The following is a 23490-nucleotide window of genomic DNA, read 5'->3' as shown; positions in this document are numbered from 1 at the left end:
CCATGACATCCAACGCCGGAACCGGACGCCCGTCCGGAAGACGTCGTCTTGGACCCGTTGGGGAGACGTCCTCGTTGTGGCTCCGTCTCTTGGTACTCAGCGCCGGAGCGGCCTTGGTGGCCACCGCCATCACCTGCGTGATCGCAGGGTTCATCAATGGCGGGCTGGGAGCCCTTTCGGTTGCTTTTGGTGCTGCCCTGGTCATGGCGTTCTTCGCCATCAGCCTGTTGATCGGGCACTTCGTCGGCCGAAGCAATCCTTCCGGTGCCGTCGGCTTATTTGTTGCAACCTACTTCGTGAAGGTCATCGGATTCGCCGTGGTCCTCTTCGCCATCGGAGCACCCTCTTGGCTGCATGGCCGATGGTTCCTCATCGGAGCCGTGGTTTCGGTGGTTTTCTGGCAAGCGGCGGAAATCTACGGTTTCAGCAAAGCCCGGCTGCAGATATTCAATGATCCTCCAAGCCCGAAGGGCGGTCGCGATGACACCGCGTAAGCCTGGTTCCGGCGCCTCTGGCGATTCCTCCGGCGGGATCAACCCGCACGAGGTCTTTGAGGACAGAAACGACGGCGGATACAACGCCGGCATCGCCGTCTTCAGCTACATCGTTGGCGGGATCATTGTCTGGAGTTTGATAGGCTGGGGTTTGGATAATCTGTGGGGGACCCGCTGGATTGTGCTCCTCGGCGCTCTGCTGGGAGCCGCAGGAGGGTTCTATCTTTCCCATATGCACGGCCTCACCAGTCATAGATCCCCAACTGGCGAGAGCAACGCAGACGGCGGTCCGCCTACGGACGGGGACAGTGATGCCAAATAATTTAACACGGAGTTTGGATGCGTTGAACGCGACCGGATTTCAACCAATGCCCAATGATGGACACAGCAGAGAGGAAACGCGTTGATCGCGCTTGCGCTCCCCGCCCAGGATTCGGGGTCATTCACCCCACCCGGAATCGACGAACTGCACCTGCCGGCAATCCTGCCTTGGGGTGCGCACGACGGTTTCTCCAAGCAGATGCTGCTGGTGATTCTTTCGGTCGTCATTATCGCTACATTCTTCATCCTCGCCGCTCGTAAGCGGCAGCTGGTTCCCGGCAAGCTGCAGTTCGCAGGCGAAATGGCTTATGGCTTCGTCCGCAACAGCATCGCCAAGGACATTATTGGCGGTAAGGACTTCATTAAGTACGTCCCGCTGCTGTTCAGCTTGTTCTTCTTCATCTTGGTGAACAACATCTACGGCGCAATCCCGGTGCTCCAGCTCCCCAGCTTCTCGCACGTTGGCGGCGCCTACGTCCTTGCCGGCATCGTCTTCATCACGTGGATCGCCATCGGTGTCAGGAAGAACGGCTTGAGGTACTTCAAGCTCGCAACGGTTCCCTCGGGTATCCCGTGGTACATCCTGCTGATCGTCGTACCGATCGAAATCATCTCCAACTTCCTGGTCCGCCCGGTCACCCACAGCCTTCGTCTGTTCGCCACCATGCTGGCCGGCCACCTTATCGTCATGCTCGCCGGATCCGGCATCGAATTCCTGGTGATGCAGGAGAACGTCCTTCTCAAGGGCGCCTCGGTCCTGGTCTTGGTGGGCGCAATTGCCATGTACATGCTCGAGGCGTTGATCATGGCCCTGCAGGCATACGTGTTCACGTTGTTGACCGCGATCTACATCGAAGGCGCCCTGCACGCCGATAGCCACTAGGCTCCGAAAACTTCCCCTTGCGGGGATGAAGCAACCCAAACAACCTGCCGCACGGGCGGCATCTTGAAAGGAAGAAAAAATGGAAGGCTCCATCAACGGCTCCCTCAACCTCATCGGCTACGGTCTCTCGGCCATCGGCGGTGGTATCGGTGTGGGTCTCGTGTTCGCCGCGTACATCAACGGTGTTGCACGTCAGCCGGAAGCCCAGCGCGTGCTCCAGCCGATCGCGTTCCTCGGCCTTGCACTGACTGAAGCCCTCGCCATCCTCGGCCTGGTCTTCGCTTTCGTTCTCAAGTAAACCGAAGAACCAAGCGAATTCCACACACGAGTAGATAGGACGGGTGAAATATGAAGCAGCAAATCATCTCAGCCGCCACCACCGACACCGCGGCGACTAACCCGCTCGTTCCCAACGTCTGGGAAATGGGCGTCGTCCTCGTCGGCTTTGCAGTCCTTCTGTACATCGTGGTCAAGTTTGTTGTCCCGATGTTCGAAAAGACCTACGCAGAGCGCGCCGAAGCGATCGAAGGTGGCATTGCCAAGGCTGAGCAGGCACAGGCCGAAGCATCGGCAGCTCTCGAAGAGTACAAGCAGCAGCTCACCGATGCCCGCGCCGAAGCCAACCGCATCCGCGAAGAAGCTCGCGCCGAAGGTGCGCAGATCCTCGCGGACCTGAAGGCGAAGGCCGCTGCAGAGTCTGCCCGCATCACGGAGCAGGCGCACGCCGCCATCGAATCGGAGCGCCAGGCAGCTGTTGTCTCGCTCCGCTCCGAAGTCGGCACGCTTGCCACCACGTTGGCTGGCAGGATCGTCGGTGAAGCACTTACCGATGACGAGCGGGCTGCACGGGTTGTTGACCGTTTCCTGGCAGATCTGGAGACCCAGAACGCAGGTGCAGCTAAGTAATGGCAGGTATATCGAGCGGATCGCTGACCACAGCCCTGGCGCAGTTGGAAGCGAAGCTTCCTTTTGCCTCGCTGCAGTTGGCTAAGGACCTCTTCGGCATCCTGGGTACGGTGGACAGCTCGGCTGGCTTGCGCCGCGCTTTGACTGACCCCTCCCGTAGCGGAGACGAGAAGTCGGCGCTGGTCAAGCAGCTCGTTGGCGGGAAAGTCTCCGCTGATGCTGCTGAAATTGCAGGCGGATTGGCCAGCTCACGCTGGGCATCGGCCCGTGATATCGGCGATGCACTCGAGACTCTTGCCGCCACGGTTGTCATCGCGGTAGCTGAAAACAAGTCGGCTGTTTCTGCCTCCGGTATCACGGGGCTGGAAGAGCTGGAAAACGATCTGTTTGCCTTCAACCAGATCGTCGCCTCCAGCCACGAAGTACAACGTGCTCTGTCTGAGCCGCAAGCATCGGCCGCAGCCAAGGTTGCGCTGGTGGAGAACCTCGTCCCCGGCATCAGCGAGGAAGCTAAGGTTCTCATCGAACAGGCCGTAACCCAGCCGCGAGGTGTCAAGCCGAGCAAGCTCGTCGAGTCTTTTGCCAAGCTTGCAGCCAAGCGTCAGCAGCGCTGGATCGCAACCGTCAGCGTCACCCGTCCGTTGACGGATGCGCAGGCCAGCCGCCTGCATGCCGGGCTGAACGCACTTTACGGCCGTGAGCTCAAGGTCAACGTCAATGTTGACCCTGCCCTGATTGGTGGGGTACGTGTCCAGGTGGGTGACGAAGTACTTGATGCTTCGGTTGTTGCCCGTCTGGGTGAACTCCGCCGTCAGCTCGCTGGCTAGTCAAGGCAAGCACAACTTAACTGATATAAAACCCGGTCATCGTGAGCAACGATGATCACGAAAACAGGAGAGCAGGGACTGCAGATGGCCGAATTGACCATCAACGCCGACGACGTCCGTAATGCGTTGAACGAGTTCGCGGCGTCCTACGAACCCGGAAACGCTGAGCGCGTAGAGGTTGGTCGTGTGACCGCCGCAAGTGATGGCATCGCCCGTGTTGAGGGACTTCCCTCGGTCATGGCGAACGAGCTCCTTCGCTTCGAAGATGGCACGCTGGGCCTCGCCCAGAACCTTGACGTCCGCGAGATCGGTGTCATTATCCTCGGTGACTTCACCGGGATTGAAGAAGGCCAGGAAGTTCACCGCACCGGTGAGATCCTGTCCGTGCCGGTAGGCGATGCCTTCCTCGGTCGTGTCGTTGACCCCTTGGGCCAGCCGATCGATGACCTTGGCGAGATCAAAGCCGAAGGCACGCGTGCCCTCGAACTACAGGCTCCCGGCGTCACTGAGCGCAAGTCTGTTCACGAGCCGATGCAGACCGGGCTGAAGGCCATCGACGCCATGATCCCGATCGGCCGCGGCCAGCGTCAGTTGATCATCGGTGACCGCCAGACGGGTAAGACCGCCATTGCCGTGGACACGATCATCAACCAGAAGGCCAACTGGGCTTCGGGAGATGTGACCAAGCAGGTTCGCTGCGTCTACGTTGGTGTTGGCCAGAAGGCTTCCACCATCGCGGCCGTCCGCCAGACCCTTGAGGACCACGGCGCGCTGGAATACACCACGATCGTGGCATCACCGGCATCTGACCCCGCGGGCTTCAAGTACTTGGCACCGTACGCAGGTTCGGCCATTGGCCAGCACTGGATGTACGGCGGCAAGCACGTTTTGGTGATCTTCGATGACCTGTCCAAGCAGGCCGAGGCTTACCGCGCCGTGTCGCTCTTGCTGCGCCGTCCGCCGGGACGCGAAGCCTACCCGGGTGACGTCTTCTACTTGCACTCCCGCCTTCTTGAGCGTTGTGCAAAGCTCTCCGACGAGCTTGGCGCAGGTTCGATGACCGGTCTTCCGATTGTCGAAACCAAGGCAAACGACGTTTCCGCCTACATTCCGACCAACGTGATCTCCATCACCGATGGCCAGATCTTCCTGCAGTCGGACCTCTTCAACGCCAACCAGCGCCCTGCTGTTGACGTTGGTGTCTCGGTATCCCGCGTTGGTGGCGCTGCACAGGTCAAGTCCATGAAGAAGGTCTCCGGTACCTTGAAGCTGGACCTGGCACAGTACCGCGACATGCAGGCATTCGCGATGTTCGCCTCGGACCTCGATGCTGCTTCCCGTCAGCAGCTCACCCGCGGTGCGCGTCTGATGGAACTGCTCAAGCAGGGGCAGTACTCGCCGTTCCCTGTCGAGAACCAGGTTGTTTCCATCTGGGCCGGCACGAACGGTTACTTGGATGACATTCCGGTTGAAGACATCAACCGCTTTGAGTCCGAGTTCCTCGAGCACCTGAAGCACCAGTCCTCCATCCTGACCACGCTGGCACAGACCAACGTCCTGGATGACGACACCGCTGCAGCTTTGAAGCAGGCAATTGTTGCCTTCAAGAAGGGCTTCTTCGGGCAGGGTGACGACCACTTGGTTGGCGCCGGCCATGAAGAGCACGCAGCGATCTCCGGCGGCGACGTCGACCAGGAAAAGATCGTCAAGCAGAAGCGCTAGTTTCGATTGGCTGCCCCGCCGGAGTCCGAGAGGGCTTCGGCGGGGCGGCATATCGGGAACTTAGGAAAGGAAAAGTATGGGAGCCCAGATTCGGGTCTACCGTCAGAAGATCAGCTCGACGACGTCGATGCGCAAGATCTTCAAGGCGATGGAACTGATCGCTACCTCGCGCATTGGTAAGGCCCGCGCCCGCGTAGCAGCTTCACTGCCCTACGCGAACGCGATTACCCGCGCCGTTTCTGCTGTCGCAACTCAGAGCGAAGTCGACCACCCCCTGACCACTGAGCCGGAGCAGATCCGCCGGGCCGCAGTCCTCATCATCACCTCGGACCGTGGCCTTGCAGGATCCTACTCGGCAAGTGTGCTCAAGCAGGCCGAAGGTTTGACGGAGCTACTTCACGCAGAGGGCAAGGAAGTCAAGGCATACCTGGTTGGCCGCAAGGCCCAGGCATATTTCGATTTCCGTGGCCGGTCCTACACACGTGTGTGGACCGGTGGCACGGATGCTCCGGAATTCGCTACAGCCAGGGAAGTCGGAGCCGCTCTTCTGGAAGACTTCTCCACTGACTTTGAAGAGGGTGGCGTGGACGAGATCCACGTCGTATACACCCGCTTCAAGTCCATGGTGACGCAGGAGCCGACGGTCATCCGTCTTCTTCCGCTTGAGGTCGTTGAAGAGGAAGCACCCTCGGAGACCGATTTGCTGCCGTTGTACGAATTTGAACCGGAAACGGAGCAGGTTCTCGATGCCCTGCTTCCGCGTTACATCGAATCCCGCATCTTCGCGGCAATGCTGCAGGCGGCGGCTTCCGAGCTCGCAGCCCGCCAGCGTGCCATGAAGTCCGCCGGTGACAACGCTACCGATTTGATCAAGAAGTACACGCGTCTTCGCAACACGGCCCGACAAGCCGAGATTACGCAGGAGCTTTCCGAAATCGTTGCCGGCGCCGACGCCCTAGCGTCCTAGCCAGCCGCGGATTCGGTTCGAAGCCGCACCTGCACCAAACAGATAAACTTAACCCCACGCCATCTACTGAGTGAAGTGAGAGAGATGACTGCCACTGCTACCGAACACGTAGCAACGGCCGGTGCCACCGGCCGCATTGCCCGTGTTATTGGTCCGGTTGTCGACGTCGAATTCCCGGCTGACGCAATCCCCTCGATTTATAACGCTCTGACCACCGAGATCACCCTCAACGGCCAGACCAAGACCATCACGTTCGAGACCTCCCAGCACCTGGGTGACAACCTTGTTCGCGCTATCTCCCTGCAGGCCACCGACGGACTCGTCCGCGGGACCACCGTGCAGGACACCGGTGCTCCGATCTCCGTGCCCGTTGGCGACGGCGTCAAGGGCCACATCTTCAACGTTCTCGGCAAGCCGCTGGACGTCGAAGAGTCCGAGATCAAGGCTGACGCCTACTGGCCGATCCACCGCAAGGCTCCGGCTTTTGCCTCCCTCGAGGGCTCCACGGAGATGCTCGAGACCGGCATCAAGGTCATCGACCTTCTCACCCCCTACATCAAGGGTGGCAAGATCGGTCTGTTCGGTGGCGCCGGCGTTGGCAAGACCGTTCTGATCCAGGAAATGATCACCCGTGTTGCCCGTAACTTCGGTGGTACTTCGGTATTCGCCGGTGTTGGCGAGCGTACCCGTGAAGGCAACGACCTCTGGGTTGAAATGGAAGAGGCAGGTGTTCTCAAGGACACCGCGCTTGTCTTCGGCCAGATGGATGAGCCGCCGGGAACGCGCCTGCGCGTTGCGCTTTCGGCGCTGACCATGGCGGAGTACTTCCGCGATGTGCAGAACCAGGACGTACTGCTCTTCATCGACAACATCTTCCGCTTCACGCAGGCCGGTTCGGAAGTTTCCACTCTGCTCGGCCGTATGCCGTCCGCAGTGGGCTACCAGCCGAACCTTGCGGATGAGATGGGTCTTCTCCAGGAGCGCATCACGTCTACCAAGGGCCACTCCATCACGTCAATGCAGGCCATTTACGTGCCCGCAGATGACTACACGGACCCGGCACCGGCCACGACCTTCGCACACCTGGACGCGACCACGGAACTTTCCCGTGAAATCGCTTCCCGTGGTTTGTACCCGGCCGTTGACCCGCTGACGTCCACCTCGCGTATCTTGGACCCCCAGTACATCGGTAAGGATCACTACAACACGGCCGTCCGTGTGAAGCAGATCCTGCAGAAGAACAAGGAACTCCAGGACATCATCGCCATCCTCGGTGTCGATGAACTGTCTGAAGAGGACAAGATCGTCGTATCCCGCGCTCGTCGCATCCAGCAGTTCCTGTCCCAGAACACCTACACCGCCAAGCAGTTCACCGGCGTCGAGGGCTCCACGGTATCCATCAAGGACACCGTCGAAGGCTTCACGGCAATCTGCGACGGCGAACTCGACCACATCGCAGAGCAGGCGTTCTTCAACGTCGGTGGCCTGGATGACGTTGAGCGTAACTGGGCCAAGATCCAGGAACAGACCAAGTAGTATGGCCGAGCTCGAGGTTGAGATTGTTGCAGCAGACCACTTCGTGTGGTCTGGCGCGGCCAAGATGGTAAAGGCCCGCACCAGCGATGGTGAAATCGGAATCCTGCCGGGCCACTCGCCGCTCTTGGCCATCATGGCCGCTGGCGAGCTGGCAATCCAGCCGGTTTCCGGTGACCGAATTGCGGTAGTCGTGGACGGTGGATTCTTCTCCGTTGACAACAACCGTGTGGTCATTGTCGCTGACAACGCCCAACTGGGCGAAGCGGCTACAGCGGGGATCCGATAGCAAGACCTTGATGGACGATTCCCTCATTCCGTTCATCGCCTTGGCGACGGCGTTTACGTTGCTGATTTTTACACTGTGCCTTTTCGGGGTGCGCCGCTTCAATTTGCGGCGTGCCCTGGGCACGGTCGATGCCTCCATTTGCACAGCTGGTAACAGTTGGCAGATGGGGGTTTGTCGTTATCAGGACAGTGAACTTGAGTGGTTTCGCCTGATGTCGCTGAGCGTGATTCCGAAGCACAGGTTCAAACGCAGTTCACTTGAACTCCTTGGCCGCCGTAAACCAACGGAAGACGAACTCGTCAAAGTCCAGCCCGACGTCGTGATCGTGGAGCTTCAGTACGAAGGCAACAAGTTCATGTTGGCCATGAATTTTGATGCTTACGCCGGACTGTCCTCGTGGTTGGAAGCCGGACCCGTCATCGGGGTTGGAACCTGGCGATAGCATTGTTTTCGAGCGGGGCTCCGGCCAGGGATTGGAAATACCATGTGCTTGGAGAAGAGAATCGCACCCTTTAGCATCCACCTTCCGCATGCTGTCCCGAGGTGGATTTCGTCGTCTCACGCTCCATCTGACGTGGGGTCGGGACGGTGAGCTTGGCTTTCAGGAGCCTCATCCGGCCGGCATGGTTCCGGATGGGCCGCCATCTGCGGAAATCGCCTTTCACCTTGCTCGTGCTGGTGGTGTTCGTATCAGTGTCCCTGGCAGCGGGCACCTTCTTTGCAGGTCCCCCTGAGTCATGGTTGCCGTTCGCCGGCGCAACGCTGGAGGGCCTGAAGGCCGGGCAGTGGTGGGCCATTTGGACGTCGTTGTTTTTCACGACGAATCCCTTGGCCTATGTCACGTCGATCTTGATGATCCTGTTCCTGCTAAGTCTCGCTGAACGCCGTTTCGGTGCGTTGAAGACCGCGGCCATCTTCTTAGGTAGCCAATTCGCCTGCGTATCCGCTTTCCTGATGATCACCCAGGTGGCGGTTTACGCCGATGATGGTTGGCTGTCGCGAATGGCCGACACAGCGCTTATCGGGCCTTATGGGGCTATCCTCGCGACCACTCTTGCTGCCAGTGGCCTCTTCTCGACCCTGTGGCAACGCCGCTTGCGTACCGCGGTCCTGGCCCTGTCCATTCTCTTGGTCCTCTATGTTGGCCATGCGGAGACGGTCATGGGTCTTATTGGCGCCCTTATAGGCCTAATTGCCGGGCTATGGACCCAGAGCAGCCGGGGGAGTCTTCAGTTGCGGCGTTCCACTGGCCGGGAGGTCCGGAATCTGCTCTCTCTCGTCACGGCGATTTTCGCCGTCGGTCCCTTGGTGGCTGCGGCGGCGAGCAGTCCATCCGGGCCGTTGGCCCTCCTGCGGGATGTGATTCTCAACCCGCTGCCCACCTTGAGCCAAGTGGAGGGCAATTGCGGCGGCACGATCGATGTAGCCTGCCTCGAAATAGCACGGCAAGGCCACCCCGGTCCTTTCGGCCTCGCCCTGGCAGTGGTACCGGTAGTACTGCTTCTTATCTGTGCTGACGGCATGCGTCGCGGCCGGCGGATGGCGCTGGGCATCGCGATCGGCGTGCAACTGTTGGTGGTGGCACTATCTGCGACGTACCTCGGTCTGTTTGCAGGCATAGCCCTGTCCCAAGGACGTCCTCGCGTGGGCGCGATGGACACCGCCATCGTGCACCTGATGCCGGTGGTTCTTGTTCCGTTGGTACTCGCCTCCTTGCTGTTTGCCTATCGTGGCCATTTCAGGGTGGAGTCTTCCTCCCGCTTACGACGCCGGGTCTTCTGGCTGGTTGGCATGACAGGCGGCATCCTCATCTTGGCTTATGCCGATGTTTGGCTTGCCTCCGGGGGAATGGCGCGCGACGGCGGTCTGTTGGGTTTAGCGGCTGAACTTGCCAGGCAGTACCTGCCGGTCCCGTTGCCGGCAGCGTATCGAAAGGTATTCGCAGACCGTGATGCCCTTGAAGTCTTCCTTTTCTCCTATTCGGGGACAGTTTTCTGGCTGGTGGCCTTGATAGGGGTCTGGGTGCTCCTGGTTCGGCGTCATCCCGCGGGAGCTATGGATCACCACGGCAGGGAGCGTGCGCGCGCCTTGGTCAAGGTTGGCGGCGATTCGCTCTCCTGGATGGCGCTTTGGGCTCCGAATAAATATTGGTTCAACCCCGAAGGTACCGGGGGAGTGGCGTATCAGCAGCACGGCCATGTGGCTCTTACCTTGGCTGGACCGTTTGGATCGCGTGAACAGCAGCAGGCTACCGTGGACGGATTCATGGAGGATTGCACGCGTCGGGCGCTGATACCGTGCCTGTACTCATGTACCGAGGAGCTATGGCCCGCGTTGGAGGCCAGGGGATTCCGCCGGGTGGCTGTGGCCCAGGAAACTCGGTTGCGTGTTCGGGAACTCGTCTTTCGAGGCAAAGAGTGGCAGAACGTGCGGACTGCCCTGAACCGCGCAGCCAAGATGGGGATCGAAGCTGTATGGGGCGCGTACGCAGACTTCCCGCACGGCATCAGGGCACAGGTGAGCGAGGTTTCGGAAGAGTGGGCCGCGACGAAGCGCATCCCTGAAATGGGCTTTACGCTGGGCGGCCTCGACGAGCTCGAAGACCCTGATGTTCTGTGTTGCGTCGCGGTGGACGCCTCTGGCCGTGTTTATGGGGTGACAAGTTGGTTGCCCGTCTTCGAAAACGGCAGGGTGGTCAGTTGGACCTTGGACTTCATGCGGCGTCGCAGTGGTGCCTTTCCAGGAGTCATGGAGTTCATGATCGCTTCGGCAGTGCTTCATCTGCGGGAAACGGTGGAAGTAATCTCGTTGTCAGGCTCGCCCCTGACGCCGGAGAAGAACGACATTGAACAGGCAGAGGGGTTGCCTGGAATATTGGAGGTGGTGGGACAAGCGTTGGAACCCGTTTATGGATTCAGGTCCCTTGCCTCGTTTAAATCACGGTTCCAACCGGAGTATCGGACCTTGTACATGTATTATCAGGACCCTTTGGATCTCCCGGCCGTGGGGCGGGCCCTCAGCCGGGCTTATCTTCCTGGATTGTCGGTCCGGCATTCAGCCCGGTTGCTGCGAACCTTGGTTGGTTGAAATCTCAACGTTTATTCGCGTTGCTTAATTCTAATTCGACACGCATGGCGGTTGCTATCCGATTCAGGTGGCGGGATTAAACGCATTGGCCCCGGAGTTTACCGGGGCCAATGAGTTACCAAAGTCTGCGGGTGCAGAAATCACCACATGGAACTAGACGACGGTGACACCTGTGGCCTGGGGACCCTTGGCGCCCTGACCGATCTCGAACTGAACCCGCTGGTTCTCGTCGAGGGTCTTGAAGCCGCCGGTCTGGATCTCGGAGTAGTGGACGAAGACGTCGCCATCTGCGTCATCAGGGGTAATGAAGCCGAAGCCCTTTTCAGCATTGAACCACTTGACGGTTCCCAGTGCCATGTATTTCTCCTCATTATGGAACATTAGTCCGGTACACCTCGTACCGGCCTTGTTGCTCCGCGAGAAGACCTGGATTCCATAAAGGCCGGGGCCCGCCGGGATTCGCAGAAGCTTCACGCTCGCAACACGTCTTGCGAGCATGAAAAACCACCTACACAAAGACTGCTATAACACTTTCATGTGCTCTGCCGGAGGTCAACGGTCTCTAGGGTAATTCAAGAAAATTTAGGGTAAAAAGAAGGTAACGGTGCACTGGCTATCCGAATCTGCATTGCTATGAGAACGCTTGGATTGCTAAGAGAGCCATTGGCCATTTCGCATGACGCCTGTGAGTTCAAGGTCTGCGTCGGTCACTATTATGTCCGCGCGGAGGCCCCGGCGCAGGCCACCTATCTCATCCGAGAGACCGAGGACAGCCGCTGGGACAGCAGTGGCTGAGCAGAGGGCATCTGTCAGTTCGACGCCGGCAGCAACAGTCTTGCGGACCACATCGAGGAGGGTGGCGGTTCCCCCGGCTATGGAGCCGGTGGCATCCAGCGTGGCGATGCCGTCGGTGACCGTGACGGAGGAAGGCCCCAGCACGTATTTTCCGTCCGACAGTCCCGCTGCTGCCATGGAATCGGTCACCAGGACGATATTGGCTGCTCCGACCAACTGGAATACCGTGGCAACGGTGCTCGGATCAAGGTGGACGCCGTCCGCGATCAGTTCCACCACCGCTTTTCCTTCTTGCGCGGCCCGAAGGCATGCAGCCACCGGGCCCGGCGCGCGGTGATGCATCGGAGGCATCCCATTGAAGAGGTGCGTGACGGTCGGCAGCGAGCTGACGCCGTCGAACCCTGCGGACTCCATTCCTTCGCGGGCGGCGGCCAGGGACGCCGCCGCGGTGGCGTCGTCGCAGTCCGTGTGGCCCAAGGAGGGCGTCACGCCGTGCGAGGTCATCAGGTCCACCAGCGCTGCGGCACCGGGCAGTTCCGGCGCGTAGGTCATGGTGGTCAGTTTCCCGCCCGCGGCGCCAGCGAGCTCCGCCATGAAGTCGAGATCCGGCTCGAGCAGGAAATCGGGGTTTTGCGCCCCGCATCTGGCATGGGAAAGGAACGGCCCTTCGAGGTGGATTCCTGCCACCAAGCCCTCATCGGCCAGCTGGACGTACAGCTCTATGCCGCGGAGGAGGTCCTCGCGCGGGGCCGTGACCATGCTGGCCAGGAAGGTGGTTGTTCCGGACCGGTGCAGGAAATCGACGGCCTGGCGGGCGGAACCCTCTTCTCCGCTGGGAAAGTCGCCGCCGTTACCGCCGTGACAATGAAGGTCTATGAGGCCCGGCAGAAGGTAACTTCCGCTCGGCACGCCCAGGCGGATCGCGCTCTGGAATCCGTCGAAAGCCTCAGGGTCGAAGCCGGCGGCTGGCCCCGCATACGCGATGCGGTCGCCGTCGATGGCGATCAAGCCGTCCTCCAGCACCTCACCGTCACTGACCAGCGTCCCCTTGACGATCTGATGGCTTGGCGCGGACGGAGAGGCAAAATGATCTGCGGCAGTCATGGTCTGAGTCTAGTAGCCTGCAGCCGCGGCCCTGGGAAAGGGCTTAGAACAGCCTTGACCCACTGTCATCCACACCACGCATGGCGTCATAATCCAGCGTGACGCAGTCGATGCCCCGGTCGTTGGCCAGCACCTTGGCCTGTGGCTTGATCTGTTGGGCAGCGAAGATTCCGCGCACCGGGGCGAGTAGGGGGTCGCGGTTGAGCAGTTCCAAGTAGCGGGTCAGCTGTTCGACGCCGTCGATGTCGCCCCTGCGCTTCAACTCGATGGCCACGGTCGCCCCTGTGGCGTCCCTGGCGAGAATATCCACGGGGCCGATGGCAGTGAAGTACTCACGCCGGATCAGCGAGAAGCCCGTGCCCAGCGTTTCTATCTGCTCGGCGAGGAGGCGTTGCAGGTCTGCTTCGACGCCGTCCTTGATGAGTCCCGGATCGGTCCCGAGTTCGTGGGAGGAGTCGTGCAGGTGCTCATAGATGTTGATGATGAGGCGGTCGTCGGCTTTGGCTGACTGGACTGTCCACTGCTCAATCACCCCGGATTCGAGGTCAGTGTCCTCGGGCGTGCCCACACGGAGCTTGGCGGGCGGACTCATCCAGTTCAGCGGCTTGTAGGACCCGCCGTCCGAATGCACCAGGACCGAACCGTCGGCCTTGACCACAAGGAGCCGCGTGGCCAGGGGGAGGTGGGCCTTCAAACGGCCGACGTAATCAACAGAACAACGGGCTATGACGAGTCGCACGCGGCCAACATTACCGTGTGGATGGCACATGCTGGGGCAGAATGGAACCATGCCCCGCTCCAACCGACCCCGCCGCAACACGTCCACTGGGCGAGGCGCCAAGCCGGCGGGCAAGTGGATGGAACCTCCCGTCGAACTGGATCTTGAGCGTGCACGGGGCGGCATTGTCCGGCGGGAAAGTGCCCCGGACGGCGAATGGGTAGTCCGGACCATGACGGCCAAGAAAGCGGAGAAGCAGTACATCTGCCCGGGTTGCTCCACGGCCATCCTGCCCGGCGTTGCGCATTTGGTGGTGTGGTCCGATAGCCATCTGTTCGGACAAGCCGCCGGCTTGGCCGAACGTAGGCATTGGCACACGAACTGCTGGGCTTCCCGGACGTACCGCTACCGCTGATGCCCGTAGGCTTGGAAGCATGACTTTCGACCCCGCATCGTTCGTTTTCGCTTCCCAGGATGCTCCGTCCGGCATCCGCGCGTCCACGGTATTGCCCGCCCGGCGGGAAAATGTGGAGTTCACCACACAGGACGGGAAGGTCTTGGTGGGGGAGCTTGCGCTGCCCGAATCAGGGGAGATCAGCGCCACCCTCATCACGCTTCACCCGTTGCCGACGCACGGGGGGTTCATGGACTCTCACGTCTACCGGAAAGCCTCGTACAGGCTTCCCGCACTGGCCGGGATTGCTGTTCTCAGGTTCAACACCCGCGGCACGGCATCGCCTCGAGGAGTCAGTGACGGCGAGTTTGAGGAGGGTATCGGCGAGCGTTACGACGTCGAAGCCGCCGTGCGTTTCGCAGTGGAACGGGGCCTGCCAAACCGCTGGCTGGTTGGCTGGTCCTTCGGCACCGAACTTGCCCTGATGTATGGGGCTTCGGAGCCAGTCGCATCACAGATCGAAGGTGCTGTGCTGTTGTCTCCACCGTTGCATCGGGCCACCGACGTCCACCTGAAAGAGTGGGCAGCCTCGGGCAAACCCCTGACCGTCCTGGTACCGGAGCACGACGACTACTTGCAGCCAGCCGAGGCACACCGCCGCTTCAGCGTGGTTCCCCAGGCGAGGGTGGTGGGCGTCGACGGCGCCAAGCACCTTTGGGTCGGCGAGAAGTATGCGGCGCGCGTGTTGGACGAGATTGTCGACGACGTGACGGCGGCAGGGGCGGGAGTGGACGGACTGCCCCGGGAGTGGGCGGGGCCGGTCGCGACTGGTTAGCCCGGTCGCGACGGGTTAGTGCCGGTCGCGACTGGTTAGCCCGGTCGCGACGGCATAGCTCGGTTGCGACGGCATAGCCCGGTCGCGACGGGCTAGTGGCGGTCCTGCCGCACAATGAAGACTTCCTTGATCAGCAGCATGGTGGCCGCGGCCGTTGGGATCGCGATCAACGCCCCGAGGACGCCGAGCAAGCTGCCGCCGGCGATCACGGAAATCACTGCTACGGCTCCGGGCACTGCGACTGCCCTCTGCATGATGCGTGGGGAGATGAAGTAAGCCTCGAACTGCAGGTAGGCAAAGTAGGCAATTGCGTAAACCACTGCGGTCTGCCAGCCGGCCGTGAGGGCCACCAAGATGACCACCACTGCTGCGATGAGCCCACCCACCAAGGGTATGAACGCCAGCAGGGCCACCACGAAGGCCAACAGAACACTGAAGGGGATGCCTAGGATGGTCATGACAATGAAGGCAAATGCGGCGTTCAAGAGCGCAACACAGACTTGGCCGATGACGTAGTTACCCACGGAATCGGTGATGGCCTCGGAAAGCGCCTCTACCCTCGGGCGGCGCGATCGAGGCGCCAGGCGGTAGCCCCATTTCTTCATGGAGGGCAGTGCTGCAAGGAAGTAGAGGCTGAGAACCAGGACGATCAGCGAGCCGAACAGGCCGTTGGCCACAGTTGAGCCGAAGCCGACAACGCCGCCGAAGATGCCGCCCATGGCCTGGGGATCCTTGACGAACTTGTCCAGTTCAGTGGTGATGCGGTCCCTGATTCCGAACTGGCTATCGACGCTACGGAAGAAGTCAGAGTTGAGGAAGCTGCGAATCCACTCCGGCCCTTGGCGGACGATCTCCGAGACCTGTTCGACGATGGTCGGGATCAACGTGGCAAAGAACCCGGCCACGGCCAGCACCAGGACGGAGACGGAAATAAGGATGCCGGCCGGCCGCGGGACTTTGTGGTTCTCGAGCCACCGGACCACGGGATCCAGCCCCAAAGCGATGAAGAGCGCTGCGACAATCCACAGGATGAGCTGCGTGGTGTTGCTGGCGATGTAAAAGACGGCAAGGGCAGCACCGACGCCGGCCGTGCCCAGGAATCCTACGTAGAGCGGGTGCTGCGATGAGATCCGCGGGCCGGGGGAGCCGAAGCCGTGATCATCCTCGGTTTCGGTGTCCGTGCCGTAGCCCTCACCGGTCTCCTCCGGGGGCATCTCGAAGCGCATGCGGGTCCGCGCTCCCGGGATGGGCTGGCGTAACCGGCGGCTGATCGCGGCCAGTCGCCCCGTCCGTACCGGCGGGTTGGCGGAGATACCGTCGACTGGGGCATCCGCAGCGCTTGACCCGGTCTCATCGGCGGGACGGGGCTCCAGATGGTCTTTCACGCGGTGTACAGCCTTTTCTTCGAGGGAACGGGTTTGGATTTGGGACGGAACACAGCAGCAATGAGCAAGTAATTGACGCTTAAGTGCCCGGATGTCCTGCGGATATCATGATCATCGCCACACTATCAGCAGCCGCGAATCACGCAGCGGCTGCGCCACGGCGCGGTTTGGAGGGCCTTGACAAGGACCCCCGATCTGACTCCGTGATAACAAAACGGTTACCCTTAAAGTTCAACGACCGCTGATGATAGGTGATCCTGTGCGTTTGAAGACTGCAGCCTTGCTGGTGCTGCTGGGCCTGCTGACGATGTTGGCCGGCATCGGCCAGCTGACTTTTTGGGCCCCTCCAGAGACCGTGACAGCTTCGGTTCCCGGCGACACCAAGGCCGCCCCGCTGACTGTGATCGATCAAAAACTGATTTCCCAGCACGACGGGCCGGTGAAGATCAAGATCCAAGGTGACGGCAACTTCGTTGTCGCTACGGGTCGTCCCGACGACGTCCAAGCTTGGGTTGGCAAAACCGCCCACAATACCCTGACTGGTGTTTCCGAGGACCAGAAGTCGCTCCAAGTGACCTCCTCCGACGGAGAAGCCAAGGCTCCATCGCCTGCCGGATCGGATCTGTGGGTGAGCACCGAGAACGGCAGTGGCGAGCTCGACTACACGTGGAACCCGCCTGCTGACGGAGACTGGTCACTCCTGGTGGCCAGCGACGGTACCAAGCCGGCGCCTTCGGCAATTTCCATGACGGTTCCCAACCACGCCACCACGCCCTGGGCTGTCCCCTTCATCGTCTTGGGCATCATCATCATGCTGGCAGGAATCGCACTGCCATTCATCACCAAGACGCTGTCCAACCGGAAGAACAACAACGACGGCGAAGGTCCGGACGGGGGAGCGAAAACCAGCACGCTTCCTGCCCAGTCGGGCGCCCTTCCGGCCACGGATGCCAGCCGTCGTCGTGGCTCCGAAACTGACGGGCCTGCGTTGAGGGTGACGGCAGTCGCTGCCGCGCTTGCAGCTGTCATGGTCGGTGGCACCGCTATTGCAGCGCAAGCTGATACGTCCCCAGCCCCGGAACCGAGTTCCACCAGCACCGCGAGCCCGAGTTCCAACAGCACCGCGAGCCCGAGTTCCAACAGCACGGCGAGCCCAAGCTCCAGCAGCACGGCGAGCCCAAGCTCCAGCAGCACCGTGAGCCCGTCGGCCGATGCTTCCTCTCCGGCGGGGAAGGGCACGCCGGTCATTCTCGAATCACAACTGCAGCGCATCCTCGAGCAGGTAGCGAGCACCGTTGACGCCGCAGATGCCGCCAAGGACGCCGCGAAGCTGGCGCCCAGGGTTGACAAGATGGAGCTCTTGGTCCGGACGCAGAACTACAAGATCCGCTCCACCGTCTCTGCATATGAACCCCGGATGCCGATCCGCGCCACCAAGCTTCAAAGCAGCGTCATCAGCACCAAGCGCGATTGGCCCCGCACGGTCTACGCCCTGACCCAAGGCGACGGCAACGTGGTTCCCCAGGTGCTGACCTTGGTGCAGCTCTCACCGCGCGAGAACTACAAACTGTGGGGTAGCGCACCGCTCCAGCCCGGCACGAACTTCCCGTCCTTCCCGGCTCCCCGCGAAGGGACGGCGGCCATACAAGCCAGCGACAAGACCGGCTTGGAATACAGCGGCAACGAAGCATTGGGCATTTTGTCGGAGATGCTGACGAATCCTGTTTCGCCGAACCGCAGCAAGCTCGCCGACGGTCAGGCATCGCCATATATCGCCGGCGCCCTCGCCTACCAGGCGGACACGGTCAAAAGCGGTACCAGCGCCAACTTCACCTTCACGCACACCCCGGTCACCAACCAGACCGTGGTACTCCGTACCGCTGATGGTGGTGCACTTGTGGTGGGCCGCCTCGACTTCTCCTTTGAAGGAACACCGAAGTCCGCAGGCGACAAGCTCATACTCCAGGACGATTCGGCAGTGTTTGCCGGTGGCAAGGAAACCACCACGGGAATGGTCTTGAAGTTCGCGGAGTCAGTTGCGGTCTACATTCCCCCGGCAGGTTCTTCTGATCCGATGAAGCTGGTCGCGGCTACGCGTGGGCTCGTGGGCGCCAGCTTCAAGTAGGAAATGCCCCAGGCAGGGCAGCGGCTAGAGTGGACGGTATGAGTTCGCCCGGATACCGACCCACTCCAGCCGCTGCCAGCCAGCTCAACCTTCGCGGCGCCGTCGACCTCTCGACGTTGCGGCGCCCCGCCTCCCCGCCTGCGTCGCCACCGGCGGCGCCCCCGGGCGGAACCGCAGCCGCACCACCGGCAACTGACGACGCCGGCACCGCGCCACTTCGGGTGGACGCCAATGAATCGAACTTTCAGGATCTTGTGCAGTTGTCAGCCCAGATCCCCGTCCTGTTCCTGTTGTGGTCCAGGTACGCGCCCGAGTCCCCGGCGGTCCTTGACGCCGTTGAGCGTGTCGTCCTCACTTACGGCGGCCGCTTGGTCCTTGCAGCCGCCGACGTTGATGCTTTCCCGCAGTTGGCGCAGGCTTTCCAAGTGGACGCAGTCCCCACGGCCGTCGCCGTCATCAAGGGCCAGCCCGTGCCCCTGTTCCAAGGCCCTGCGGACGACGCACAAATCGGCAGCCTGGTGGAGGAACTGCTGAAGGTCGCGGCCGCCAATGGCGTGACCGGAACCATCGGCGACGGGGGACCGGCCCAGGACGCGGGTCCCGCACCTCTGCCACCACTGCATCAGGCAGCCATTGACGCTATTGAGGCCGGCGACTACGCCGCTGCTGCCGCCGCCTACAAGCAGGCCCTTCTTGACCAACCCGCAGACGCCGATGCAAAAGCGGGCCTTGCCCAGGTTGAGCTGATGGCCCGGTTGGAGTCGCTCAGCGCGCGAGCAGCGGAAAGCCTCCGGGAGCTGGCGGCCACAGAGCCGGACAATCTGGAGGCACAGTTGGGGGTTGCGGACCTTGACGTGTCCGGTGGCCACATCGAGGACGCCTTCAACCGGATCATCTCCTTTATCGGCAGGAACTTTGGACCGGAGCGTGATACGGCCCGGATACGCCTCCTTGAGCTCTTCGAAGTAGTGGGCAGCTCTGACGAGAGGGTCGCCAAAGCCCGCCACGGCCTGGCAAGGGTGCTGTTCTAGTGCCGTCCGCACTGTTCACGCCCATCGAACTGCGGTCGCTGACCATCCCCCATCGGGGCTGGGTCTCGCCGATGTGCCAGTACAGCTGTACTCCCGAAACCGGGGAGGGGGTGCCCAATGATTGGCATCTGATGCATCTTGGCTCTTTCGCTGCCGGTGGTGCCGCACTCATGCTGACGGAGGCGGCCGCCGTGAATGCGGCCGGTCGTATCAGCCCCCGGGATGCAGGGCTGTACACCGACGAGCAGGCGGCGGCGTGGGAGCGGATAGTCCACTTCGTGCACCAGCACGGCGCAGTGGATTGCAAGATCGGGGTCCAACTGGCGCACGCCGGACGCAAGGGATCAACGTATTGGCCTTTCGCCGATCGCTCCGGTTCCGTGCCGGCTGACGACGGCGGTTGGGTGACTTCCGGTCCCTCAAACCAGCCCTTCGAGGGGTATGCGCCGCCTGTGGCCATGTCCGAGCAGGAAATCGAAGGTGTTGTGGCCGACTTCGCAACCGCCGCAGGCCGTGCGGTTGCCGCAGGTTTTGACACCGTGGAGATCCATGGTGCCCATGGCTACCTTCTCCATCAGTTCCAAAGCCCGCTGATCAACACCCGAACAGACAAGTGGGGCGGAAGCGAAGAAGGCCGGAACCGGTTGATGCTCACGGTGGTTGACGCCGTCCGGGATGTCATCCCTGATTCGATGCCGCTGCTGTTGAGGATCTCTGCGACCGACTGGGCCGAAGGGGGCGTGGATGTTGAGGCGTCGGTTCGTTTGGCCCGGGCCGCAGCGGAGCGGGGCGTGGACCTGGTTGATGTTTCCAGTGGTGGCGCCGTTGCCCATCAAAAGATCCGTGCGGTGCCCGGTTACCAGGCAGGGTTCGCCGAGCAGGTTAAGCGCGACGCCGGTGTCAGGACCGGGGCGGTGGGACTCCTTACGAGCCCTGCGCAGACCGAGGACATTGTGGCCAACGGCAGGGCCGACGCGGTCTTTATGGCCCGCGCCGCGTTGCGGGATCCGCATTGGTGGCTGAGGGCAGCTTACGAGCTTGGCTACGACATTCCCTGGGTTCCGCAATACCAGAGAGCTGTTCCGCGCCACGGTTTCTAGATCCCTTAATGTCGGACATGGGATATCCTGTCAGCTCGCAGCCTTAACCAAGGAAAGGTCAGGACGATGGAAGTTGTCATTCTCCCCGGCGCCCACCAGATAGGTGTCCTGGCAGCTGATGCCATCGAGGCACTGGTGCGCCGGAAGCCTCATGCCGTGCTGGGCTTGGCTACCGGCTCATCTCCCTTGCCGATCTATGACGAGTTGGCGCGCCGCCATGAAGCGGAGGGCTTGGACTTTAGCCAAGCGCAAGGCTTCTCGTTGGACGAATACGTAGGACTGGAACCCGGGCACCCTGAGTCTTACCGCGAGGTCATCCGCCGCGAGTTCACTGATCGCGTGAACATTGCTCCGGAGAATGTTCACGGTCCCAACGGCGCCGCACCGGACCTTGAAGCGGCATGCCAGGAATACGAGGATGCCATCAAGGCAGCGGGCGGAGTGGACCTGCAGATCCTCGGAGTCGGGACCGATGGGCACATCGGCTTCAACGAGCCGGGGTCGTCGTTGGCATCAAGGACCCGGATCAAGACGCTGATCGAGCAAACACGCAAGGACAATGCCCGTTTCTTCGACAGCATCGACGACGTTCCGCACCACGTGGTGACCCAAGGCCTGGGGACCATCATGGACGCCCGTCACGTCCTGCTGGTTGCGACCGGCGCCCAGAAGGCCCAGGCGGTCCGCGACTTCGTCGAGGGTCCCGTCGCGGCCATCTGTGCCGCATCAGTGCTGCAGTTGCATCCGCACGCCACGATCCTGGTGGATGAGGCCGCCGCTTCCTCCTTGAAACTGGCCGACTACTACCGGCACACGTACGACAACAAGCCAGAGTGGCAGGGACTCTAGACGGTAAGATGGTGGGCATGACTACGCTTCCTCCGGATCCATTCGAAAACGACCCCATGCGCGAGCTTTCCGGAGCCGGAACGTCCACCGCCACCATTGAGCGCGAGGAAACGCGCCCGGAAGTGGAGCCCGGCGACCGTGAGCGGTTCTCCCACTATGTCCGCAAGGAAAAGATCATGGAGTCGGCCATGACGGGCGACCCCGTGATCGCTCTGTGCGGCAAGGTCTGGACCCCGGGTCGGGATCCCAAGAAGTTCCCGGTGTGCCCGGAGTGCAAGGAGATCTACGATGGTCTCCGCCCGGGTAAAGACGGTGGAGACAGCGGCCCAGGCAACTCCAAGTAGTGAGTGGGACAGAAACTCTTTTTGGTGGTCCATCGCTCCCTCCGGCGTACCCTGAACGGGCTGCCTGGGGGACTGCGCAGAAGCTCCGTGCGTGGCAGCAGGAGGCGCTGGATCTCTACATGGCCCGGCATCCAAAGGACTTCCTTGCCGTAGCGACGCCGGGCGCAGGTAAGACCACATTTGCCTTGCGCATTGCCACCACGCTGCTCGATGCCGGCGTCGTGAACCGGGTGACCATCGTTGCGCCAACGGACCACCTGAAACGGCAGTGGGCAGACGCGGCCGCGAAGGTAGGGGTCGCAATCGACCCCAACTTCAAGAACTCCGACGGCCAGCACGGACGGGGATTCGTGGGTGTTGCCGTTACCTATGCCCAGGTTGCCAGCAAGCCCATGCTGCATCGTGCCAAAACCGAGGCAGCCCGCACGTTGGTGATCTTGGACGAAATCCACCACGGTGGCGAAGCTTTGTCCTGGGGCGACGGCCTCCGGGAGGCCTTCGACCCCGCCACCCGCCGGCTTTCCTTGACGGGTACGCCGTTCCGCTCTGACACTTCACCCATTCCGTTCGTCGAATATGCCGAGGACAGGGACGGCATCCGGAGGTCCAAGGCGGACTACACCTACGGCTATGGCAATGCGCTGCGCGACCACGTGGTGCGTCCCGTGCTTTTCATGGCCTATTCCGGGCAGATGCGTTGGCGGACCAGCGCAGGGGATGAGATGGCCGCTTCACTCGGCGAAGCCGCGGTGACCAAGGACATCACGTCCCAAGCCTGGCGTACCGCACTTAACCCCGCCGGGGAGTGGATTCCGGCTGTTCTGGCAGCAGCGGATAAACGCCTTAGCGAGGTGCGGCGGACCGTTCCCGACGCCGGTGGCCTGGTCATCGCCACGGACCACGACGACGCCCGCGCGTATGCAGGACAACTGAAGAAAATCACCGGACAATCGCCCACGGTGATCCTCTCGGACGACTCCAAAGCATCCAACAAGATCGAGGAATTTTCTGCAGGGGACAAGCGCTGGATGGTGGCCGTCCGCATGGTCTCCGAAGGGGTGGACGTTCCCCGACTTTCGGTGGGCGTCTACGCGACGTCGACGTCGACGCCGCTGTTCTTTGCCCAAGCCGTGGGTCGTTTCGTGCGTGCCCGGAAGAGGGGCGAGACGGCGTCGGTATTCCTTCCTTCCGTTCCGCCCTTGATGATCTTGGCGAACACCATGGAAGCGGAGCGTGACCACGCCCTGGACCGGCCGGAGAAGGACGACGACGGGCTGTTCAGCCCCGAAGAGAACCTCATGGCCGAAGCGAATCGGGAAGACAAAGCCTCCGACGAGCTCACCAAGGGCAAGTTTGAGGCGCTGGATTCGCAGGCGTCCTTTGATCGGGTGCTGTTCGACGGCGGCGAGTTCGGCACGGGCGCGGACATCGGTTCGGATGAAGAGCTGGATTTCCTGGGCATACCGGGCCTGCTGGACGCCGAGCAGGTAGGCACGCTTCTGCGTCAGCGCCAACACGAACAGCAGTCCCGGAAGAAGCGTCAATCACCGTTGGCTGCTGCGGCCGCTCCGGCCATCCCTGACCACCGGATGTTGATGGACCTGAGGAGCGAACTGGCCAAGAATGTCGCCGCTTGGTCGGCCCGCACCGGGACACCCCACGGCGTGGTTCACACCAAGCTGCGGGAAGTCTGTGGCGGCCCTGCTGTTGCCCAGGCCAACGAGGAGCAATTGCAGGCACGCCTGCGCAAGCTCCAGGACTGGTTCATCGGCAGGAAGTAA

The 23490-nt window shown here is 61.6% G+C and carries 24 protein-coding genes; 20 read left to right on the top strand and 4 right to left on the bottom strand.

Annotation, left to right across the window (positions count from 1 at the left end):
* The first annotated feature begins 2 nt into the window (after positions 1-2).
* The 12 genes from QRN42_RS13585 (at position 3) to QRN42_RS13530 (ending at position 11029) form a co-directional block, all read left to right on the top strand.
* A complete protein-coding gene (locus QRN42_RS13585) occupies positions 3-494 on the top strand; it encodes a Cg1360 family ATP-synthase-associated protein (protein WP_284979681.1) in 492 nt (163 codons plus the stop codon).
* Positions 481-816 carry a hypothetical protein gene (locus tag QRN42_RS13580; protein WP_284979680.1) on the top strand — a complete coding sequence of 112 codons (336 nt, stop codon included), beginning with the start codon at positions 481-483 and terminating at the stop codon, positions 814-816. Before QRN42_RS13585 ends, QRN42_RS13580 begins: the two co-directional genes overlap by 14 nt.
* An 81-nt stretch (positions 817-897) precedes the next feature.
* Positions 898-1698 (top strand): F0F1 ATP synthase subunit A, encoded by an 801-nt coding sequence (gene atpB, locus QRN42_RS13575; protein ID WP_284979679.1) that lies wholly within the window; start codon positions 898-900, stop codon positions 1696-1698.
* A gap of 79 nt (positions 1699-1777) precedes the next feature.
* Entirely contained in the window at positions 1778-1996 is a 219-nt protein-coding gene (gene atpE / locus QRN42_RS13570; protein ID WP_003804776.1) for an ATP synthase F0 subunit C, read from the top strand.
* 50 nt (positions 1997-2046) lie between these two features.
* Complete coding sequence (locus QRN42_RS13565; RefSeq protein WP_284975352.1) at positions 2047-2604, top strand: F0F1 ATP synthase subunit B; 558 nt, start codon at positions 2047-2049, stop codon at positions 2602-2604.
* The gene (locus QRN42_RS13560) at positions 2604-3431 is read left to right on the top strand and encodes a F0F1 ATP synthase subunit delta (protein WP_284979678.1); all 828 of its coding nucleotides are present in this window, start codon (positions 2604-2606) and stop codon (positions 3429-3431) included. Before QRN42_RS13565 ends, QRN42_RS13560 begins: the two co-directional genes overlap by 1 nt.
* An 84-nt stretch (positions 3432-3515) precedes the next feature.
* Complete coding sequence (gene atpA, locus QRN42_RS13555) at positions 3516-5153, top strand: F0F1 ATP synthase subunit alpha (protein ID WP_284975411.1); 1638 nt, start codon at positions 3516-3518, stop codon at positions 5151-5153.
* Between the two features lie 76 nt (positions 5154-5229).
* The gene (locus tag QRN42_RS13550) at positions 5230-6120 is read left to right on the top strand and encodes a F0F1 ATP synthase subunit gamma (protein WP_284975354.1); all 891 of its coding nucleotides are present in this window, start codon (positions 5230-5232) and stop codon (positions 6118-6120) included.
* Positions 6121-6204: 84 nt separating this feature from the next.
* Complete coding sequence (gene atpD, locus QRN42_RS13545) at positions 6205-7656, top strand: F0F1 ATP synthase subunit beta (RefSeq protein WP_284975355.1); 1452 nt, start codon at positions 6205-6207, stop codon at positions 7654-7656.
* A 1-nt stretch (position 7657) separates the two neighbouring features.
* Positions 7658-7942: a F0F1 ATP synthase subunit epsilon gene (locus tag QRN42_RS13540; RefSeq protein ID WP_284979677.1), complete on the top strand. Its 285-nt coding sequence runs from the start codon at positions 7658-7660 to the stop codon at positions 7940-7942.
* Between the two features lie 10 nt (positions 7943-7952).
* On the top strand, positions 7953-8384 hold the full coding sequence (locus QRN42_RS13535; RefSeq protein ID WP_284975357.1) for a DUF2550 domain-containing protein: 432 nt from the start codon (positions 7953-7955) through the stop codon (positions 8382-8384).
* A 191-nt stretch (positions 8385-8575) separates the two neighbouring features.
* On the top strand, positions 8576-11029 hold the full coding sequence (locus tag QRN42_RS13530) for a bifunctional lysylphosphatidylglycerol flippase/synthetase MprF (protein ID WP_284979676.1): 2454 nt from the start codon (positions 8576-8578) through the stop codon (positions 11027-11029).
* Positions 11030-11182: 153 nt separating this feature from the next.
* Here the strand turns inward: QRN42_RS13530 and QRN42_RS13525 are convergent, their stop codons facing one another.
* The 3 genes from QRN42_RS13525 to nucS form a co-directional block, all read right to left on the bottom strand.
* Positions 11183-11386 (bottom strand): cold-shock protein, encoded by a 204-nt coding sequence (locus tag QRN42_RS13525; RefSeq protein WP_017199737.1) that lies wholly within the window; start codon positions 11384-11386, stop codon positions 11183-11185.
* A gap of 294 nt (positions 11387-11680) precedes the next feature.
* Positions 11681-12928: an N-acetylglucosamine-6-phosphate deacetylase gene (gene nagA, locus QRN42_RS13520; RefSeq protein ID WP_284979675.1), complete on the bottom strand. Its 1248-nt coding sequence runs from the start codon at positions 12926-12928 to the stop codon at positions 11681-11683.
* Positions 12929-12971: 43 nt separating this feature from the next.
* Positions 12972-13667, bottom strand: a complete 696-nt coding sequence (nucS, locus tag QRN42_RS13515; protein WP_284979674.1) for an endonuclease NucS — start codon at positions 13665-13667, stop codon at positions 12972-12974.
* Between the two features lie 49 nt (positions 13668-13716).
* Here nucS and QRN42_RS13510 point away from each other — a divergent pair, with 49 nt between their 5' ends.
* Both QRN42_RS13510 and QRN42_RS13505 read left to right on the top strand, forming a co-directional pair.
* Complete coding sequence (locus QRN42_RS13510; RefSeq protein ID WP_284979673.1) at positions 13717-14061, top strand: Rv1322 family protein; 345 nt, start codon at positions 13717-13719, stop codon at positions 14059-14061.
* A gap of 19 nt (positions 14062-14080) precedes the next feature.
* Positions 14081-14875 (top strand): alpha/beta hydrolase, encoded by a 795-nt coding sequence (locus QRN42_RS13505; RefSeq protein ID WP_284975361.1) that lies wholly within the window; start codon positions 14081-14083, stop codon positions 14873-14875.
* 92 nt (positions 14876-14967) lie between these two features.
* On the opposite strand, the gene QRN42_RS13500 is transcribed toward QRN42_RS13505, so the two are convergent.
* Complete coding sequence (locus QRN42_RS13500; RefSeq protein WP_284979672.1) at positions 14968-16260, bottom strand: AI-2E family transporter; 1293 nt, start codon at positions 16258-16260, stop codon at positions 14968-14970.
* 244 nt (positions 16261-16504) lie between these two features.
* Here QRN42_RS13500 and QRN42_RS13495 point away from each other — a divergent pair, with 244 nt between their 5' ends.
* The 6 genes from QRN42_RS13495 (at position 16505) to QRN42_RS13470 (ending at position 23490) form a co-directional block, all read left to right on the top strand.
* The gene (locus QRN42_RS13495; RefSeq protein WP_284979671.1) at positions 16505-18385 is read left to right on the top strand and encodes a DUF8094 domain-containing protein; all 1881 of its coding nucleotides are present in this window, start codon (positions 16505-16507) and stop codon (positions 18383-18385) included.
* Between the two features lie 38 nt (positions 18386-18423).
* Positions 18424-19416 (top strand): tetratricopeptide repeat protein, encoded by a 993-nt coding sequence (locus QRN42_RS13490; RefSeq protein ID WP_284979670.1) that lies wholly within the window; start codon positions 18424-18426, stop codon positions 19414-19416.
* Complete coding sequence (locus QRN42_RS13485) at positions 19416-20516, top strand: NADH:flavin oxidoreductase/NADH oxidase (protein ID WP_284979669.1); 1101 nt, start codon at positions 19416-19418, stop codon at positions 20514-20516. Before QRN42_RS13490 ends, QRN42_RS13485 begins: the two co-directional genes overlap by 1 nt.
* Before the next feature lie 66 nt (positions 20517-20582).
* Positions 20583-21365 (top strand): glucosamine-6-phosphate deaminase, encoded by a 783-nt coding sequence (gene nagB, locus QRN42_RS13480; protein WP_284975366.1) that lies wholly within the window; start codon positions 20583-20585, stop codon positions 21363-21365.
* A gap of 8 nt (positions 21366-21373) precedes the next feature.
* Positions 21374-21709, top strand: a complete 336-nt coding sequence (locus tag QRN42_RS13475; protein WP_284975413.1) for a DUF3039 domain-containing protein — start codon at positions 21374-21376, stop codon at positions 21707-21709.
* Entirely contained in the window at positions 21709-23490 is a 1782-nt protein-coding gene (locus QRN42_RS13470) for a DEAD/DEAH box helicase (RefSeq protein ID WP_284979668.1), read from the top strand. The genes QRN42_RS13475 and QRN42_RS13470 overlap by 1 nt, the downstream gene beginning before the upstream one ends.

It is taken from the genome of Arthrobacter sp. fls2-241-R2A-200, assembly GCF_030209745.1.
Lineage (GTDB): Bacteria > Actinomycetota > Actinomycetes > Actinomycetales > Micrococcaceae > Arthrobacter.
The sequence above is the reverse complement of the archived record's forward strand: the minus strand, read 5'-3'. Positions and strand labels throughout refer to the sequence as shown.

Coding starts and splice junctions, on each gene's coding strand:
- QRN42_RS13585 (WP_284979681.1), top strand. CDS start 3: ATGACATCCAACGCCGGAACCGGACGCCCGTCCGGAAGACGTCGTCTT.
- QRN42_RS13580 (WP_284979680.1), top strand. CDS start 481: ATGACACCGCGTAAGCCTGGTTCCGGCGCCTCTGGCGATTCCTCCGGC.
- atpE (WP_003804776.1), top strand. CDS start 1,778: ATGGAAGGCTCCATCAACGGCTCCCTCAACCTCATCGGCTACGGTCTC.
- QRN42_RS13565 (WP_284975352.1), top strand. CDS start 2,047: ATGAAGCAGCAAATCATCTCAGCCGCCACCACCGACACCGCGGCGACT.
- QRN42_RS13560 (WP_284979678.1), top strand. CDS start 2,604: ATGGCAGGTATATCGAGCGGATCGCTGACCACAGCCCTGGCGCAGTTG.
- atpA (WP_284975411.1), top strand. CDS start 3,516: ATGGCCGAATTGACCATCAACGCCGACGACGTCCGTAATGCGTTGAAC.
- QRN42_RS13550 (WP_284975354.1), top strand. CDS start 5,230: ATGGGAGCCCAGATTCGGGTCTACCGTCAGAAGATCAGCTCGACGACG.
- atpD (WP_284975355.1), top strand. CDS start 6,205: ATGACTGCCACTGCTACCGAACACGTAGCAACGGCCGGTGCCACCGGC.
- QRN42_RS13540 (WP_284979677.1), top strand. CDS start 7,658: ATGGCCGAGCTCGAGGTTGAGATTGTTGCAGCAGACCACTTCGTGTGG.
- QRN42_RS13535 (WP_284975357.1), top strand. CDS start 7,953: ATGGACGATTCCCTCATTCCGTTCATCGCCTTGGCGACGGCGTTTACG.
- QRN42_RS13530 (WP_284979676.1), top strand. CDS start 8,576: ATGGGCCGCCATCTGCGGAAATCGCCTTTCACCTTGCTCGTGCTGGTG.
- QRN42_RS13525 (WP_017199737.1), bottom strand. CDS start 11,386: ATGGCACTGGGAACCGTCAAGTGGTTCAATGCTGAAAAGGGCTTCGGC.
- nagA (WP_284979675.1), bottom strand. CDS start 12,928: ATGACTGCCGCAGATCATTTTGCCTCTCCGTCCGCGCCAAGCCATCAG.
- QRN42_RS13510 (WP_284979673.1), top strand. CDS start 13,717: ATGCCCCGCTCCAACCGACCCCGCCGCAACACGTCCACTGGGCGAGGC.
- QRN42_RS13505 (WP_284975361.1), top strand. CDS start 14,081: ATGACTTTCGACCCCGCATCGTTCGTTTTCGCTTCCCAGGATGCTCCG.
- QRN42_RS13495 (WP_284979671.1), top strand. CDS start 16,505: ATGATAGGTGATCCTGTGCGTTTGAAGACTGCAGCCTTGCTGGTGCTG.
- QRN42_RS13490 (WP_284979670.1), top strand. CDS start 18,424: ATGAGTTCGCCCGGATACCGACCCACTCCAGCCGCTGCCAGCCAGCTC.
- nagB (WP_284975366.1), top strand. CDS start 20,583: ATGGAAGTTGTCATTCTCCCCGGCGCCCACCAGATAGGTGTCCTGGCA.
- QRN42_RS13475 (WP_284975413.1), top strand. CDS start 21,374: ATGGTGGGCATGACTACGCTTCCTCCGGATCCATTCGAAAACGACCCC.